This window comes from Streptomyces barringtoniae (genome assembly GCF_020819595.1).
GTDB lineage: Bacteria > Actinomycetota > Actinomycetes > Streptomycetales > Streptomycetaceae > Streptomyces > Streptomyces barringtoniae.
Map to the genome: position 1 here is coordinate 23,273 of NZ_JAJHNP010000028.1, position 15,726 is coordinate 38,998.

Below are 15,726 nucleotides of genomic sequence, written 5' to 3' on the forward strand. Positions count from 1 at the left end.
AGGGGTAGCCTGATGCCTCCCCGTTGACCTCTCGCGGAGGTGCGCACCCGGTGTCCTGGTCCTTTGTTCACCTGCACAACCACACCGAGTACTCGATGCTCGACGGCGCTCAGAAGCTCAAGCCGATGTTCGCGGAGGTCGCGAAGCAGGGCATGCCTGCGGTTGCAATGAGTGACCACGGCAACATGTTCGGCGCGTACGAGTTCCACCAGGTGGCCAAGGGCTTCGATGGCGTCAAGCCGATCATCGGTATCGAGGCGTACGTCGCTCCTTCCTCGCGGCGCAACCGCAAGCAGGAGTTCTGGGGGCCGGGCGGGCAGCGCGCGATGTCGGACGACGGCGAGGGCTCGAAGGACGTCTCCGGCGGTGGCCGCTTCACTCACATGACGATGTGGGCGACGGGAGCGCAGGGTCTGCGCAACCTCTTCTACCTCTCGACGGAGGCCAGCTACACGGGTCAGTTCCCGGCGGGCAAGCCCCGCATGGACATGGAGCTGATCAGCGAGTACGCCCAGGGCATCGTCGCGACGACCGGGTGCCCGTCCGGTGCGATCCAGACCCGGCTGCGGCTGAACCAGTACGACGAGGCCCGCCAGGTCGCTGCTGCCTACCAGGACATCTTCGGGAAGGAGAACTATTTCCTGGAGCTGATGGACCACGGGCTGTCCATCGAGCGGGAAGTCCGGGACGGGCTGCTGCGTCTGGCCAAGGAGCTGAACCTCCCGCTGCTGGCCACGAACGATGCGCATTACATCCACGAGGACCAGGCCGACGCGCACGACAACCTGCTGTGCATCGGTGTCGGCAAGAACAAGGCCGACGAGAAACGGTTCCGGTTCCAGGGCAGCAGCTACTACCTGAAGACCGCGCAGGAGATGCGGTCCCTGTTCGTCGAACTGCCCGAGGCGTGCGACAACACGCTGCTGATCGCCGAGCGGACCGGCTCCTACGACGAGGTCTTCGACTACGTCGACGAGATGCCCCAGTTCCCCGACGTGCCCGAGGGGGAGACGCAGGAGTCTTGGCTGCGCAGGGACGTCCTCAGGGGGCTCGCCATGCGCTACGGCACCCCGATTCCCGCCGAGGTGCTGGAGCGCTTCGAGACCGAGATGTCGGTCATCGGCCCGATGGGCTTCAGCTCCTACTTCCTGGTCGTCGCCGACATCTGCAAGTACGCCCGCGACAACGGCGTCCCCGTCGGACCGGGCCGTGGTTCGGCCACCGGCTCGATCGTCGCGTACGCGACTCGGATCACCGAGCTGTGCCCACTGGAGCACGGCCTGCTGTTCGAACGGTTCCTCAACCCCGAACGGATCAACCCGCCGGATGTCGACCTCGACTTCGACGACCGCCAGCGCGACAAGATGGTGCGCTACGTCACCGAGAAGTACGGCGACGCGTACACCGCCATGGTGAACACGTTCGGCAAGATCAAGGCCAAGAACGCGATCAAGGACTCCTCGCGGATTCTCGGCTATCCGTTCTCCCACGGTGAGCGCATCACGAAGGCTCTGCCGCCGGACATCATGGGCAAGTCGATCCTGCTCGACGGCATCTTCGACCCCGGCCACCCGCGCTACGGCGAGGCCGGCGAGATCCGGCAGATGTACGAGAACGAGCCGGACGTGAAGAAGGTCATCGACACCGCCAAGGGTGTCGAGGGCCTGACCCGGGGCACCGGCGTCCACGCGGCCGCGGTCATCCTGTCCAAGACCAAGCTGACGGACCGTATCCCGCTGCACATGCGGGCCTCCGACGGCGTGAAGATCACCGGCTTCGACTATCCGTCGTGCGAAGCCATGGGTCTGATCAAGATGGACTTCCTGGGCCTGCGGAACCTGGGCGTCATCGACCACGCCCTGCAGAACATCCGGGAGAATCGCTGCGTCAAGCTCGCCACCGTCGACCCGCTGAACGGCGACAAGGACACCATCGTCATCCCCCTGGATGACCGGAAGACCTTCGAACTGCTGGGCCGGGGCGACACCTTCGGTGTGTTCCAGCTCGACGGCGGTGGTATGCGCGCGCTGCTGAAGCTGATGGAACCGTCCCGGTTCGAGGACATCGCGGCAGCCCTGGCGCTGTACCGGCCCGGGCCGATGGCTGCCAACGCGCACACCAACTACGCGCTGCGGCAGAACGGCAAGCAGGACCCCGACCCCATCCACCCGGAACTGAAGGACGTCCTCGACCCGATCCTGGGCAGCACCCACCACCTGCTCATCTTCCAAGAGCAGATCATGGCCATCGCCCGGACGCTTGCGGGGTACACCCTCGGCGGCGCCGACATGCTGCGCCGCGCGATGGGCAAGAAGAAGCCCGAGGTCCTGGCCGCAGAGTGGAAGAACTTCCACGCTGGTATGACGGGCAACGGCTACTCGGAAGAAGCCACCAAGGCGATCTGGGACGTCATGCTCCCGTTCTCCGGCTACGCGTTCAACAAGTCCCACACCGCCGGTTACGGGCTCGTCTCCTACTGGACCGCGTACCTGAAGGCCAATTACCCGGCCGAGTACATGGCTGCGCTGCTCACCTCCGTCGGCGATGACAAGGACAAGGCCGGCGTCTACCTGGCCGACGCCCGTAAGCTCGGCGTCACCGTCCTTGCGCCCGACGTCAACGAATCCCTGGCCGAATTCGCGGCCGTCGGCGACGACGTCCGCTTCGACCTGCTCTCGGTACGTAACGTCGGCGAGAACGTGATCGAGTCGATCACCACCGCACGCAAGTCCAAGGGGAAGTTCACCTCGTTCCAGGACTTCCTCGACAAGGTGGACCTGCCCGCGCTGAACAAACGGGCCATCGATTCCCTCATCAAGGCCGGCGCGTTCGACTCACTCGGGCACACCCGTAAGGGGCTGGCAGCCGTGCACGAGATGGCAGTCGACGCGGTCGTACCGCTGAAGAAGGCCGCCGCATACGGGCAGGACGACCTGTTCGCCGGCCTGGGTGACCCCGACGCTGGCGATGACGCCGGGTTCGGTTTTGACATGAAGATCGGAGAGGAGGAGTGGTCGCGCAAGCAGCTTTTGTCCAGCGAGCGCGAGATGCTCGGCCTGTACGTCTCCGCCCATCCGCTCGACGGCACCGAGAACATCCTCGCTGCCCACCGCGACACCACGATCGTCGACCTGCTGTCCTCCGGCCGGGCCGAGGGCATCGTGCGCCTGTCGGGCCTGATCACCGGCGTTCAGCTGAAGGTGACCAAGCAGGGCAACAACTGGGCGATCGTCGACCTTGCCGACCGAGACGGCACGATCGAAGTTTCCCCGCCACGTACCAACTCGTCGCAGGCGCCCTGGTCGAAGACAGCGTGGTGTCCGTCCAGGGCCGCATCAACGACCGAGACGGCACGATCAGCATCTTCGGACAGGAACTGCAGGCACTCGACGTCACCTCAGCAGAACGCACCGGCGCGACACCCATCGTGCTCACGTTGCCCTACCACCGCATCACCGAGCCCGCGATCAAGGAACTCAGGCGGATCGTGAAGGCTCACCCAGGCCAGAACCCGGTCCACCTCTCGGTGCCGGAGTGCAGAAGACGATCGTCTACCGCTTGCAGGCCGCTGTTAACGCCACCACGATCGCATCCGACATCAAAGGATCATTCGGACCCGACGCATGGCATGGCGTCGCGTGAACGATCCGAACACCAAGAACGGGCGGCTGGCACGACGCGTCCCAGCTCGAGAACTTCCTGACTCACCTCGGGCAAGGCGCAAGCGCCCTAGTCTTCCGGTGCACCATCTGCGGCATCTACCTCGCCTACGCCGACGCTTCATAGCCTCGGCCCAGCTCAGCACGCACCTGTCCCTTCAAAGGAACCGCACGCATCGGAGCCTGGCCCCACGGCACTGGTAGGTCGTCATTCCGAGGGGCAGTTGTCCCACAGTTGGGAGAGTTCCCGGGGGATTCCGACGCAGCCGCTGCTGAACGGGGCGGCGCTGTGGTTGTAACCCCAGGGCTGGCCGCCCCGGAGGATGAAGTACTTGCGCGCACTGCCGTCGTCCTGGATGCCGACCTGTTCCTGGGGCGTCGCGCCCGGGGTGAGTTCGAAGGCGGTCGCGGCGTACCGCGTGTTCCCGCACTGCCCGTACAGGAACTGGCCCGGGCGCGGCTCGATGTGCTGGAAAAGGGCGTTGTGGCTGGTGTACGCGCGGGTGACGGCCGTCTTGACCGCCGCGGTCGCGACCAGGTTCCGGCAGCCGGTGATCTTTGCAGACGCAGCCGCCGCTGTCTGACCATCGCCTGCAGCCGCGGTGGCCGCCGGCTGAGCCCCGCCCGGAGCCGCTGCAGCCGAACCGCCCGGATGAACGGAACCAGCCCGAGAACCAGTACTGGTACTGCTGCACGCGCCGAGCAGAAACACGGCGGACAACGCGACAGCGGTCGAAGCCATCGCGCGAGGCATAGTGGAATGCATCAGAACTGATCCCCCCAGAAAGAGCAGATGACGTGGAAACAGGCAGGTCGCGCCTGTCCCGTGCATGCCATCCTTTCGATCGTTCTCGACGGTAATCTCCCCATCCCGTCACAGCCCGGCAACGACAAACGTCCCGTCTGGCGGCTCGTTCAGGGCGGGTGAAGTCCCAACCCCTTCGGGCCTCCCATGTCCCCGGCCTGGAGCACAAGGAGCGTCAGGCCAAGCTGCGCCGTGCGCTCGTCCACATGGCGCAGGTCGGCTTCGTGGAGCCGAGGAGGAGGCGCTGCTGTAACCAGGGCGTACTGCCGCCGCGAGCGCATCTGTTGTGCTGGCCGGCACTCAGCCCTCCGGCTCTTCGTCCTCTGTGGCCGCGTCGTCGAGGGCGACGCGCAGGTATGCATGCCTTGGATGATGTCGATGAGGGCTTCCTCCGCCCCGCTGAGAGCTCGACGGGTTCCCTCCACGTCGCCTCGGTCGGCGTGGAGTTGGGCGCTGAGGGTGTACAACGCTTCATCGCGGCGGCGAAAGACGCCTCCTGGCCCGGGGGCGTTTCCTCCGCCTCGGATTCCGAGACCTGCATGGCGGTGCGCTGCAGTCTGTTCGTCAGGACGTTGACCGCGAGGCCGGGGTCACGACCAAGCCGGTCCATCCAGCCGAGCATCGTCTCCAGGACGTCCTCGATCTCTCCTTCCTCGGTCAGACGCGTGGCGGTGGTGATCTCCAGCTCTGTTTTGGTCAGCAGTTTGCCCAGCAGCCGCAGACGGTCTGCTTCGCGCAGTTCATCGGGCCGCACCTTCGGATCCGCCGCTGGTTCAGCCCCGAGAGCGACCAGTGCTGCGGGACTTGTCAAGTTGCTGTTGAGGCAGGCGGGTTGAGGCGTGCCGGTGGTGCTGGCGGTCGCTGTGTCAGGCGACCGTGGTCATGGGGGTGGTGTCGGTGATCTGGTGCCAGGTGGCGTGGCGGTCGGTCATTTCGGTGCGGTAGTCGGCGGCGGTCATCCGGTGGCGGCGGGGGCGGAAGTGGGGTGAGATCCTGCTGAAGGAGGCGAGGAACCGCTGTGCTGAGCCGACGCTGCGGAAGCCCTGCATCGCGTACTCGCGCTGCCGTGTGGGCAGATGGGAGTTTTCCGCTCGGTTGTTCATATATTTCGAACTGTGGTGTTCCACCGAGGGCATCGCCTGGCGGTGAGGGGCTCCGTAGCTGCGCAGTTTGTCGGTGACCACGACGCGGGGTACGGACTCTGTTCCTGTGAGGAGCTTGAGGAAGAACCGCTTCGCGGCCTTCGTGTCGCGGGAGTTGGTCACCAGGACGTCCAGCACGTTTCCGTCCCGGTCCACGGCCCGCCAGAGGTAGCGCGTCCGTCCGTTGACCTTGAGGAACACCTCGTCCAGATGCCATTTATCGCCGGGCCTGGGCTGCCGGCGGCGCAGCCGGCGCGCGTACTCGGGCCCGAACCGCTCGCACCACAGGCGCACGGTCTCGTAGGACACCTGGATGCCGCGCTCGAAGAGCAGCTCATCCACGTCGCGGAAGGTGAGAGGGAAACGGTGGTACAGCCAGACGGCGTGCGCGATCACCTCGGGCGGGAACCTGAACCCCTTGTACGACGGCGCTGCGCACTCCACGAACGGCCCCTCCCACGACGATCACCAAGATCATCACACGTCTCCGCGAACTTGACAGCGCCCTTCCCGACGATGTCCTCCACCACCCCCTAGTCGGTCTTCACTCCTGAGGCGATCGAGACGCCGGCGCCCAGCAGCAGCGCGTACACGCCCGGGCTCGAGTGCACGTTCTACGCCATGGCCATCGGTGGCTCGATCAGCCCCCGGCCGGGATGGCGACCATGCCAGCCGCGCTCTCGCTTTCCATGTGTGCCCCTCCCGAGGATGGCTCGCCCGACAGGCGAATATCGCCGTGACAAGCAGCATGCCGGCGCTGGTCATGCGAGCCGGATTCCACGCGTCCGGCCGGGCTCGCGGACGATGGCCTGCTACGACTCGAGCTCGACCAACTGGTACTGAACGGAGGACCGGCTGCTCATGCCGACAGCCGCGCCGATCTCGGCCACGGTCGGCGCCTCCCCGCGGTCAAGGATGGCCTCCCGGATGCAGCGGAGGATGCGCTCCTGGGTGTCGGTGAGGTGGTCTACGCGGTGCATAATCGAGATTAGGGCGCATGTTCGATTTTCTCGGCAAGTAGACACACCGGCAGCCAGGAGCAACCCCGATGGGCGAGGAAATCTCTCGCCTTGACGCCCTACGCTTCGCCCGCCGCATCGTCCAGCAGCAGATCACCCGCGAGCTGGCCCTCATCGACAAGTGGATCGCCGACGAGGAACGACGCGAGACGGAGCGACGGCAGGGCGACGAGCAGCGGCCGCCGACGCCGGAGTGGCTGATCCAATACGGGCTCAACCGAGCCAACCTCGACGCGGTCCATGTCGGCGACTGCTGGGCAGCGAAGAAGAGCGGCCGCTGCCGCCCGGCGACACGCGACCAGGCCATCGACGCGCTCCGCCGCCAGGTGCCGCCGTGCGCGCACTGCCAGCCGGACTCTGTCCTCGGCGTCCCCGAGTGAGGGGAATTATGTATCTGCGTCCTCTTCCTCGGACGGCTTGTCCAGCTGGCTTCGTTGCTGCTGCGCCTTCCGTCTGCGCAGGAGCTTCCTCACGGTCACCCATGTGGCGCAGGCTCCCACAGCAGCAACTCCGGCGGCGGCCGCGCCTGCACGGAGCATATCTACGACAGAGTCGTATTCCGATTCAGCGCTAGTCGGCGAATAGGGGCCTGCTGGTAGGCCCGTGGAGGGCCAAGGCGAGGACGCTCCAGGGGGAACCGTATTGGCGAGTGGATATTCGGGTTTCGGGTGCGCCGGACTAACCGCAGGATGCTGCCCCGTCGCTGCAGGCTCCTTGGATTGCCCGAACATACTGTCCCACAGTGCTTGCCTGCGTTTCTGGTCCTCTATTAGCGCCAAATCGATGCGTCGATTAGCTTGATCCCAGTTTTCCTTTGTTTTTCGGTATGCCTCTCTTGCATCAAGCTGCGACTGGGCCCATGCCTTTGCTGCCTCCGGATCAGAGGCGGCGCGCTCCTGCATCTCGGCGCAAGATTTTTCCCACGCTTTCTGTAGCCGATTGTTCTTTGGTCCGGTGATTATCGCCTGACCATGGGAGTCCGTGTAGTAGGGCCGCCCTTTGAGGTATGGATATGCACATGCTTCCATTACGTGTGCACGGGCGACTCTGTCCGCTGTGCGATCCCAGCTCATGACTCACTCAACCTGCCTCAACCAGAAAGCCTTGCTGGCATGCATACATTCATGACCATGATGGCCCAATATGGTGCTTGCTCAACTTCACGCTACGCCTGCCAAGCATCGGAAGATAGCCAGGCAACGATCGCCTCGTGCCCCGTCGCACGGGTCGGGCTGTGCAGGGGTGGCCCTCCGCTTATGCACTGCGCGGGCGGCGGCCCGTCGTCTTCTTGGCTTGCTGCTTCTTTGCGGCCGTCTTCTTCTTCGGCTTGGGCAGCTTGTGCACCTCGGTCGGCCCAGTGCCCTCACGGCGGGACGCCTTCGCCTTCTCGACGGATGCGTTCAGCGCAGCCACGAGATCGAGCACCTGGGTCGGCTGCTCCGGCTCGGGCGCTTCTGGGAGCGGTATCGCCTGGTAGCCGCACCTGTACCCACCGCGTACGAAGTGGTTGTTGTCACGCAAGGCCGTGGCCTGCCGGACGTCGACCCGCGCAGCCAGTCCCGCTCGGTTAATGGACGCCCTCTCCCGATGGGCAGTCAGCTGCCAGGCTGAGCGGCTGAACTCCCACCTCACCCTCCTGGAGAGCAGCGTGGACTTGAGCACCACCGGCGAACCCGCCATCGTGCAGGAGGACACCGAGGTCCGCGTTGGCCTCGACCTTCGGCCAGGCACTCTCACTCTCACCCGGAACGGCAAGGACTTCGCGGCGTACCACGCCCTGGTGCAGTTCGCCTCTGTCAGTGCGAACCCGTGGGCAGCGCAGGAGGTCAAGTTCTCAGCCACGGGACCGGACGCCAAGTCCGTGGCATTGACCGTGGATCTCCTCAACGACACCTACGAGGGCCCCCGAGCTGGTGTTCCCGCCGCGATCTGGAAGGTCGCGGCCCTCGCCGCGACCTCCGCCGGAGACGTCGGCATCACCTACGCGCCTCCTGGCCGCGCCTGATGTAGGGATGCGGTGAACGGAGTGTCGGCGAGAACCAACTCGGCTGGCCTCCTGACCGTCGTCTTCTGGCGGCCGTGCGGTCCGGCCATGGACGGCAGAGGATGGTAGGAGGCGTATGAGACGAAGCTCGACGTCGACCTTACGCCGCTGCGCGGACAGGCCAACCTGGGCCGGGCCGCCTGAAGCGGCACGGGGGCCACTCGCTGCGGGCGGCGGCGAACCGAGTTCTCCAAGGCAGGTGAGGCGTGACGGCGGGCGGGAACCGTGGTCGTGGCTGAACGTATATCGGGCGAATGCGCTGTGTACGTGCCGGTAGGACGCTAGGGTCTCCACCTGACCGACTTGCAGGGGGGCGAGATGCTGCCTGAGGCGTTGACGGCACTGGCTGCGGCGGGGGGTGCCGCCGTGGTGCAGGCGGCCGGGAGCGATGCATGGGAGGGACTGCGCAACCAGCTGGCGCGGTGGTTCGGACGCGGGGATGCAGAACGCGAACGCGGCGAGCTGGAGCGGCTGGAGCGCAGTGCGGCCGGTCTCGCTGCTGCCGGTCCCGACACGCTCGACCGGGTCCGGGCGCGGCAGGGGGCCGTATGGCAGACCCGCATCGAGAACCTGCTGGAAGCCCTGGACACTGATGAGCAGCGCGCCCAGGCCGCCACCGAGCTGCGGCAGCTGCTGGAGGAGACAACCCCGGCATCGGGGGATGGGGCGGGGTTGGTGTCCGGCAACACCTTTAACGGTCCCACCGCCGTGCAGGCCGGCAACCACAACCGGCAGGACGTCCGTTTCGGCTGCCAGCTGTGACCACCCCCGACACAAGCCCGGTGAGCGACAGCGGCGTACACGGCAACACCTTCAACGGCCCCACAGCGGTCCTCATCGGCGGCCACGGCGCCCAGCACATTCAGTTCGTCTACCGGTGGAATCCCGCGTACCGGATTGAGGACTTTCCCGCCGCGCCGCAGCCGGTGTCCGTCCGGATGCTGGCCGAGCAGCCCTCCCGGCTGCTGCGGGCGGTACATCAGGTGGTGCCGTTCGCCGGCCGCCGCTACGATCTCGATGAGCTGACTCGCTGGCGCGACGATCCAGCACAGAAGCTGGCAATCCGGCTGGTGCACGGTCCCGGCGGGCAGGGCAAGACCCGCCTGGCTGCCCGCTTTGTCGACCTGAGCCGCGAGGCGGGGTGGACGGTGTGGCAGGCGGGTGTCAACGAAACGGGCGCCGACCCCATCGCCACCAGCCCGCCACCTCTAACCGAAATCGGCGTCCTGCTGGTGGTCGACTACGCCGAACGCTGGCCCACACCGGACCTGCACAGACTCCTGCACGAGCCGCTCTTGCACCGCATCGGTATTCCGGTGCGCATCCTGCTGCTGGCCCGCCCGGCCGGAATCTGGTGGGAGAGTCTGGAGACCTGGATCGGCGACAAGCTCGACGTCCCCGCCCAGGCCCATCCACTGTTGCCGCTGGCCGATGATCCATCCGCACGCGCTGCCCTCTTCCGCCAGGCCCGCAACCGCTTCGCCGACCACCTCGGCCTGCCCTCCGACCAGGCCGACCATGTCGGACCGCCCCTGGGTCTGGACATCGACGAGGACTACGCGCAGATCCTGACCATCCACATCGCCGCCCTGGCCGCCGTCGACGCCCACCTGCACCACGACCCCGTTCCCACCAACCCGGCCCGCGCCTCTGCTTACCTCCTGAAACGCGAACGCGATCACTGGAGAGCTCTGCATGAGCGCCAGCCCCGGCCGCTGTCCACCACCCCGGAAGCGATGGGCCGCATCGTGCTGACCGCCATTCTCACCCGCCCCCTTTCCCGCAGCCACGGTCAGACCGCTCTCAACTGGATCGGTCTTGCCGACTCCATCGCCGTTGCCAACACCCTCCTGGACGACCACCGCTCCTGCTACCCCCCACCCCACGCCGACCCCGCCCGCGCCCTCACGGTGCTGGAACCGCTCTATCCCGACCGTCTCGGCGAAGACTTCATCGGCCTGATCACCCCCGCCGACCCCAACAATCCGGACGTCCCCCACCCGGTGCCCGGAGCAGCCATCGACGACTGGCCCCACCAGGCCGCCCAACGCCTCCTCCTCGATCCCAAGGGCACAGGTACGGCAACACCCGCGCCGTGGACCCGTGACGTCCTGACTGGCCTGATCGAAACCGCCCGCCGCTGGCCCCACGTGGCCACCGGCCAGCTCTATCCCCTGCTCAAGAATTACCCGGAACTCGCCCTGCACGCCGGCGGCACTGCCCTGGCCACACTGGCCCAACTGACTAGGCAGGACGGCCTCGACACCGACGGCCTCACAGTCCTGGAAACCATTGGGGTCCACCTGCCCACCAGCCGGCACACCGACCTCGACGTCGGCATCGCCGCCATCACCGCCCGCCTGGCAGACCACCGCCTGGCCACGACTCACGACGCCGCCACCCGCGCCCGCACCTACCAGACCCTCTCGAGACGCCAGTCCTACGTCGGACTCTGCCATGAAGCTCTCACCGCTGGCCAACATGCCCTGCAAGCCTGGCGCGATCTCGCCCCCACACACCCTGAACGCCAGCCCGGCATCGCTCGCTCGCTGGCCAACCTCGGGGTCTTGCTCTCGGATGTGGGCCAGCGGGAGGAGGCGCTGACCAGCACGCAGGAGGCGGTCGATGTCTACCGCCGGCTGGCGGCAGACAGCCCGGCCGCCCACGAGCCCGACCTCGCCGCATCCCTGTCCAACCTCGGTTTACGGCTGGCGGAGGAGGGACGGCGAGAGAGGGCCCTAGCCGCCGAACTTGAGGCGGTGGAGATCCGGCGTCGGCTGGCGGCAGACAACCCGGCCGCCCACGAGCCCGACCTCGCTGGTTCGCTGACCAATCTCGGTTTGAGGCTGTCGGGGGTGGGGCGTCGGAGCGAGGCCTTGGCCGTCAACCAGGAGGCGGTCGATGTCTACCGCCGGCTGTCGGCAGACAGCCCGGCCGCCTACGAACCCGACCTGGCCACCTCTCTGACCAACCTCGGCAGCCGACTGTGGGAAATGGGTCGTCGGCGTGAGGCCTTGACCGTCACGCAGGAGGTGGTCGATGTCTACCGCCGGTTGGTGGCGGGCAACCCGGCCGCCCACGAACCCGGCTTCACCCACTCGTTGTCCAACCTCGGAGTCTTGCTCTCGGAGGTGGGGCGGGCGGAGGAGGCACTGACCGCAGCCCAGGAGGCGGTGGACATCCGGCGTCGGTTGGTGGCGCGCAACCCGGCTGCCCACGAACCCGAACTTGCCGCCTCGCTGACCAACCTCGGAGTTTTGCTCTCGCATGTGGGGCGTCAGACTGAGGCCTTGGCCATCTCCCAGGAGGCGGTAGATGTCTGCCGTCGGTTGGCGGCGGGTAACCCGGCCGCCCACGAACCCGAACTCGCCGCCTCGCTGACCAACCTCGGGGTTTCGCTTTCGGAAGTGGGGCGTCGGAGCGAGGCCTTGACCATCTCTCAGGAGGCGGTCGATGTTTACCGCCAGCTGTCGGCAGACAACCGGGCCGCCCACGAACCCGAGCTGGCCACCGCACTGTCCAATCTCGGCAACCGACTTTGCGACGTGGGGCGTCGGAGCGAGGCCTTGACCATCTCCCAGGAGGCGGTAGATGTCTACCGCCGGCTGTCGGCAGACAACCGGGCCGCCCACGAACCCGACCTCGCCCGCACGCTGTCCATCTGGGCAGGTGTGCGTTTTCAAGCGCGACAGGACCTGTCTGCAGCTCTGCGGGCGACGGGAGAAGCGGTGGAAATCTACCGCAGGCTCGCGACAGCCATACCCGCGAGGTTCTTTCCACCCCTCCGTGCTGTGCTGGGCTTGCGTGTGGACCTGCTCGTCAGCCTCGGCTGTCCGCGAGAGGCGAGAGAAGTCTGGAACTGGCTTGCAGCTAACGACCCGGATCGCAAAAATGGGCGGCTTTACTGAGCTCTTCGGATTGTTGTCGGCTGGTGGGTGAGTGTGAGTCCGGTGCCTGCAAGGCAGCCGTCGATCAGGTCGGGGCGGAGTTGGATGTGGCGCAGGCCCCGGCGGAGGGTGCGTTCGAGGTGTTCATCGTCGGTGAAGGCGGTGTTGGCCAGCGGGCCGCGCCGTAACAGCGACCAGACGCCCTCGACCGGGTTCAGGTCCGGTGCGTATGAGGGAAGTTGGATGATGGTGAGCCAGTCGTGTGCGGCCGCGTAGTCCCGCATTCCGGTGGCCCGGTGGGTGTTGAGATTGTCCCAGATCAGCACGATGGGTGCCTGGAGCTGGATGTGGGCGCGGACGACCAGGTCGCGGTAGTCGCTCCAGGCGAAGGTGTCGCGTCCTTTGCCCCGATGCTTGCGGTGACGGCGCGGCCGGTAGAGCAGCCGGGAGGTCTCGCCCGGCTTGTAGCAGCACATTGCGGCGATCGACCAGCGGCGCCAGGAGCGGCCGCGCACCCGCACCACCGGCGTGTGTCCACGCCGGCCCCAGGTGCGGGCGCGCGGCGGCGTCATCGAGAACCCGGCCTCGTCCTCGAAGACGATGTACGCCCCCAGCGCCGCCGCGGTCATTCCGCCTGGGGCCACACATCCTTCTTCCACAAGCCCACGGCGGCTTCGTCGCGTTCGAGGGCCCGGCGGGCCGGCGACTGCCAGGACCAGCCGTGCCGGTGCAGCAGCCGCCACACCGCCGACGACGAGCAATCCAGTGAGAAATTCCAGGCGATCAACGCTCTGATCCGGGCCAGGGTCCAGCGCTGGTCCTCCCAGCCATGCACGGCCGGCCCCACCGCCAACTCTTGTTCCAGCTCGGCGAACTGGTCGTCGGACAGCTTGGGCAGTTTCGGTGGCCCCGCGGAGGCGAGCGCGGCTCTCCCGTTCTCCCGCCAGGCACGACGCCAGCGTTCCACCGACCGCTCGCTCACCCGCAGATCCTTCGCGATCACCGCGGTTCTCTCGCCGCGGCCGAACCGCTCGCCTGCCTCGTACCGGATCCGCTCGCGAAACCGTCGTCGCTCCGCGGTCAGCCCACCATCCTGCGCGTACCGCATACCACCGGCCTACCGCAGGGATCACCAAACGTCACTACCTTCGACAACAACCCGAAGAGATCAGTAATGCCCAGGGAACTCGCTACGCGCTGACCAGGAAACCCCACCCGCAGGGGGCCTGCGACGCATCAGTGTGTGCCCATCTCGTTCCGGGATGGGCACACACCTGCTTAGGAACTTGGGAGCATTATCGGTGTTCGGCACCTGATCCGAGTTGGCTCGGTGACGGCCTGGGGCCGGTGGGGGCGCATACGTATCCCGGCGCGCTCCCCGGGCACCCCAATTGCCTAAACAGCACCGGTCCCGGACAAGCGGTCGGGCGCACTATGGAGGCAGGTCGTCCGCGGTTCCGCGTGGGCGGTGGGCTCGAAGACGCTGGGGGTACCGCGATGAGAGCGTGGAAGACCAACCGGGCCGCAGGGGGCGGGAAAGTCGTAGGGGCGGTGCTGGTACTGGCCGCGGGTCTGCTACTGCCGACGGCCCTGGCTACCCCGGCCTATGCGCTGAGTCTGGGCAGCCCCACCGTCACCGTGGCACGCTTCGTCCCCCAACACACCCTTTTCAATGAACTCGAGGCGTTCACCGGCGACCGGGGCTCCTACTCCAGCGATCTGGCCGGGGCCAACGTGGATGTGGCTCAAGGGACTACGAGCCGGACGGAGACCTCGACGGATCAGCCGGTGGATGTTCCGTTTACCACCAACGTGGGCTCGCTGGTCAACGGGGAGCAGGTGCAGGTCATCGTGTCCGCCGTGGAAACCTCCCCCAGCGGAGTCCAGGACGCCGTTGCGACCCGGACGGGCACGCTCACCTGCACCCTGGACGCCAGCGGCAACGGCACCTGCTCCTGACGGCCAGCGGGTACGGCCGGGCCTGGGCGGACCCTGACGCGAGGAGGGCTGTACGGGTTGCCCTGACGTGAACCGCCTGGTGACGACTTCTCACTGCTCACGGACGTGTGGGACCTGATCACCGGCGCGGAGGACATCTCCATGTCAGTCCAGAGCAAGGAGTTCACGCTGAGGTCCTTCTTTCATGCCATAGGCCCCGACCGGGCCGTCCTCCTAAGGCACCGTTTCCTTTGGCGGGCGGGGTCGTTGTTGTTGGTATGACGAGTCTTGCTGAGCGCCTGGTACCGGATGAGTTGTGGGAGTTGTACCGCCGTGTGGTGCCGGAGACTGTGGTCATACGCCCGCAAGGTGGTGGCCGCCGACGGGCTGGGGACCGCGAGTGTCTGGCAGCGATCGTGTTCGTTGCCACGTCGGGGTGCTCATGGCGGCAGTTGCCGCCGGTCTTCGGCCCGGCCTGGCCCACGGTCTACCGGCGCTTCGCACGGTGGAGTCAGGCCCGGGTGTGGGCCCGCCTGCACCGCGTCATCCTTGACGAGCTCGCAGCGCAGGGCGAGCTGGACTGGTCGCGCTTCGCCGTCGACTCCGTCAGCATCCGCGCGCTCAAAGGGGGCAGCTGACCGGACCGAATCCGACCGACCGGGGCAAGAACGGATCGAAAATCCACCTAGTCGTGGACCGCAGTGGCCTGCCCGTCTCGGTCGCCATCTCGGCTGCCAACACGCACGACAGCCTCGCGCTGCAGCCGCTGATCGCTTCGATCCCACCGGTGCGCAGCCGGCGCGGTCCCCGGCGCCGGCGGCCTGCGAAACTCCACGGGGACAAGGGCTACGACTACCTCTACTTGAGGCGATGGCTCCGCGAGCGTGGCATCACACCTCGCAGCGTCTGGGCCAGCACCGATGGGTGGTCGAGCGGACCATGTCCTGGCTATCCGGGTGTCGCCGTCTGCACCGTCGCTATGAACGCAAACCCGAGCACTTCCTCGCGTTCACGGCCATCGCCACCAGCCTCATCAACTACCGACGACTCACCAAGTGAAACGACCTCTGAGTACGTTCGGCTCTGGCTCTCGTCGTCGGGGAGCGTGACGCCGCGTCGGTGGGACTCAACCGCCAAGGGCAGCGTGACGCTCAGCAGAACGAGAGAGTCAGAGTCCAGAGAAACCGAAGCAGTCACTCTGCTGTCTCTAGCGGCCCAGAAGATCCGCAGGC

General features: G+C 66.7%; 11 protein-coding genes and 2 pseudogenes. 7 read left to right on the forward strand and 6 right to left on the reverse strand.

Features of this window, described 5'->3' with window-relative positions:
• Positions 1-95: 95 nt before the first annotated feature.
• A pseudogene (dnaE, locus tag LMU33_RS36345) lies at positions 96-3,642 on the forward strand (DNA polymerase III subunit alpha).
• Positions 3,643-3,867: 225 nt separating this feature from the next.
• Here dnaE and LMU33_RS36350 read toward each other — a convergent pair.
• The 4 genes from LMU33_RS36350 to LMU33_RS36365 form a co-directional block, all read right to left on the reverse strand.
• Complete coding sequence (locus LMU33_RS36350) at positions 3,868-4,491, reverse strand: hypothetical protein (protein WP_228625518.1); 624 nt, start codon at positions 4,489-4,491, stop codon at positions 3,868-3,870.
• A 148-nt stretch (positions 4,492-4,639) separates the two neighbouring features.
• A complete protein-coding gene (locus LMU33_RS36355; RefSeq protein WP_228625519.1) occupies positions 4,640-5,218 on the reverse strand; it encodes a hypothetical protein in 579 nt (192 codons plus the stop codon).
• Between the two features lie 112 nt (positions 5,219-5,330).
• Complete coding sequence (locus tag LMU33_RS36360) at positions 5,331-6,050, reverse strand: IS6 family transposase (protein ID WP_228625521.1); 720 nt, start codon at positions 6,048-6,050, stop codon at positions 5,331-5,333.
• Positions 6,051-6,418: 368 nt separating this feature from the next.
• Positions 6,419-6,586, reverse strand: coding sequence for a LexA family protein (locus LMU33_RS36365; protein ID WP_228625523.1), 168 nt, complete (start codon positions 6,584-6,586; stop codon positions 6,419-6,421).
• 68 nt (positions 6,587-6,654) lie between these two features.
• On the opposite strand from LMU33_RS36365, the gene LMU33_RS36370 reads away from it, so the two are divergent.
• Complete coding sequence (locus LMU33_RS36370) at positions 6,655-7,005, forward strand: DUF6233 domain-containing protein (protein ID WP_228625525.1); 351 nt, start codon at positions 6,655-6,657, stop codon at positions 7,003-7,005.
• Between the two features lie 874 nt (positions 7,006-7,879).
• Here LMU33_RS36370 and LMU33_RS36375 read toward each other — a convergent pair.
• On the reverse strand, positions 7,880-8,038 hold the full coding sequence (locus LMU33_RS36375) for a hypothetical protein (protein WP_228625527.1): 159 nt from the start codon (positions 8,036-8,038) through the stop codon (positions 7,880-7,882).
• A gap of 235 nt (positions 8,039-8,273) precedes the next feature.
• Here LMU33_RS36375 and LMU33_RS36380 point away from each other — a divergent pair, with 235 nt between their 5' ends.
• From LMU33_RS36380 to LMU33_RS36390, 3 genes are all read left to right on the forward strand, one after another.
• Positions 8,274-8,630 carry a hypothetical protein gene (locus LMU33_RS36380; protein ID WP_228625529.1) on the forward strand — a complete coding sequence of 119 codons (357 nt, stop codon included), beginning with the start codon at positions 8,274-8,276 and terminating at the stop codon, positions 8,628-8,630.
• Positions 8,631-8,987: 357 nt separating this feature from the next.
• Positions 8,988-9,431 (forward strand): hypothetical protein, encoded by a 444-nt coding sequence (locus LMU33_RS36385; protein WP_228625531.1) that lies wholly within the window; start codon positions 8,988-8,990, stop codon positions 9,429-9,431.
• On the forward strand, positions 9,428-12,577 hold the full coding sequence (locus LMU33_RS36390) for a tetratricopeptide repeat protein (protein ID WP_228625533.1): 3,150 nt from the start codon (positions 9,428-9,430) through the stop codon (positions 12,575-12,577). The genes LMU33_RS36385 and LMU33_RS36390 overlap by 4 nt, the downstream gene beginning before the upstream one ends.
• Here LMU33_RS36390 and LMU33_RS42260 read toward each other — a convergent pair.
• Positions 12,571-13,664, reverse strand: a protein-coding gene (locus LMU33_RS42260; protein WP_443728984.1) for an IS630 family transposase whose coding sequence is annotated in 2 segments (ribosomal slippage) — positions 12,571-13,218 and positions 13,221-13,664 — 1,092 coding nt in all. Because the reading frame shifts where the segments join, the coding sequence is not laid out codon by codon here. The two genes, LMU33_RS36390 and LMU33_RS42260, sit on opposite strands and share 7 nt — an antisense overlap.
• A 443-nt stretch (positions 13,665-14,107) precedes the next feature.
• Here LMU33_RS42260 and LMU33_RS36405 point away from each other — a divergent pair.
• The gene (locus LMU33_RS36405; RefSeq protein WP_228625536.1) at positions 14,108-14,515 is read left to right on the forward strand and encodes a hypothetical protein; all 408 of its coding nucleotides are present in this window, start codon (positions 14,108-14,110) and stop codon (positions 14,513-14,515) included.
• A gap of 257 nt (positions 14,516-14,772) precedes the next feature.
• Positions 14,773-15,553, forward strand: a pseudogene (locus LMU33_RS36410) (IS5 family transposase).
• Positions 15,554-15,726 lie beyond the last annotated feature (173 nt).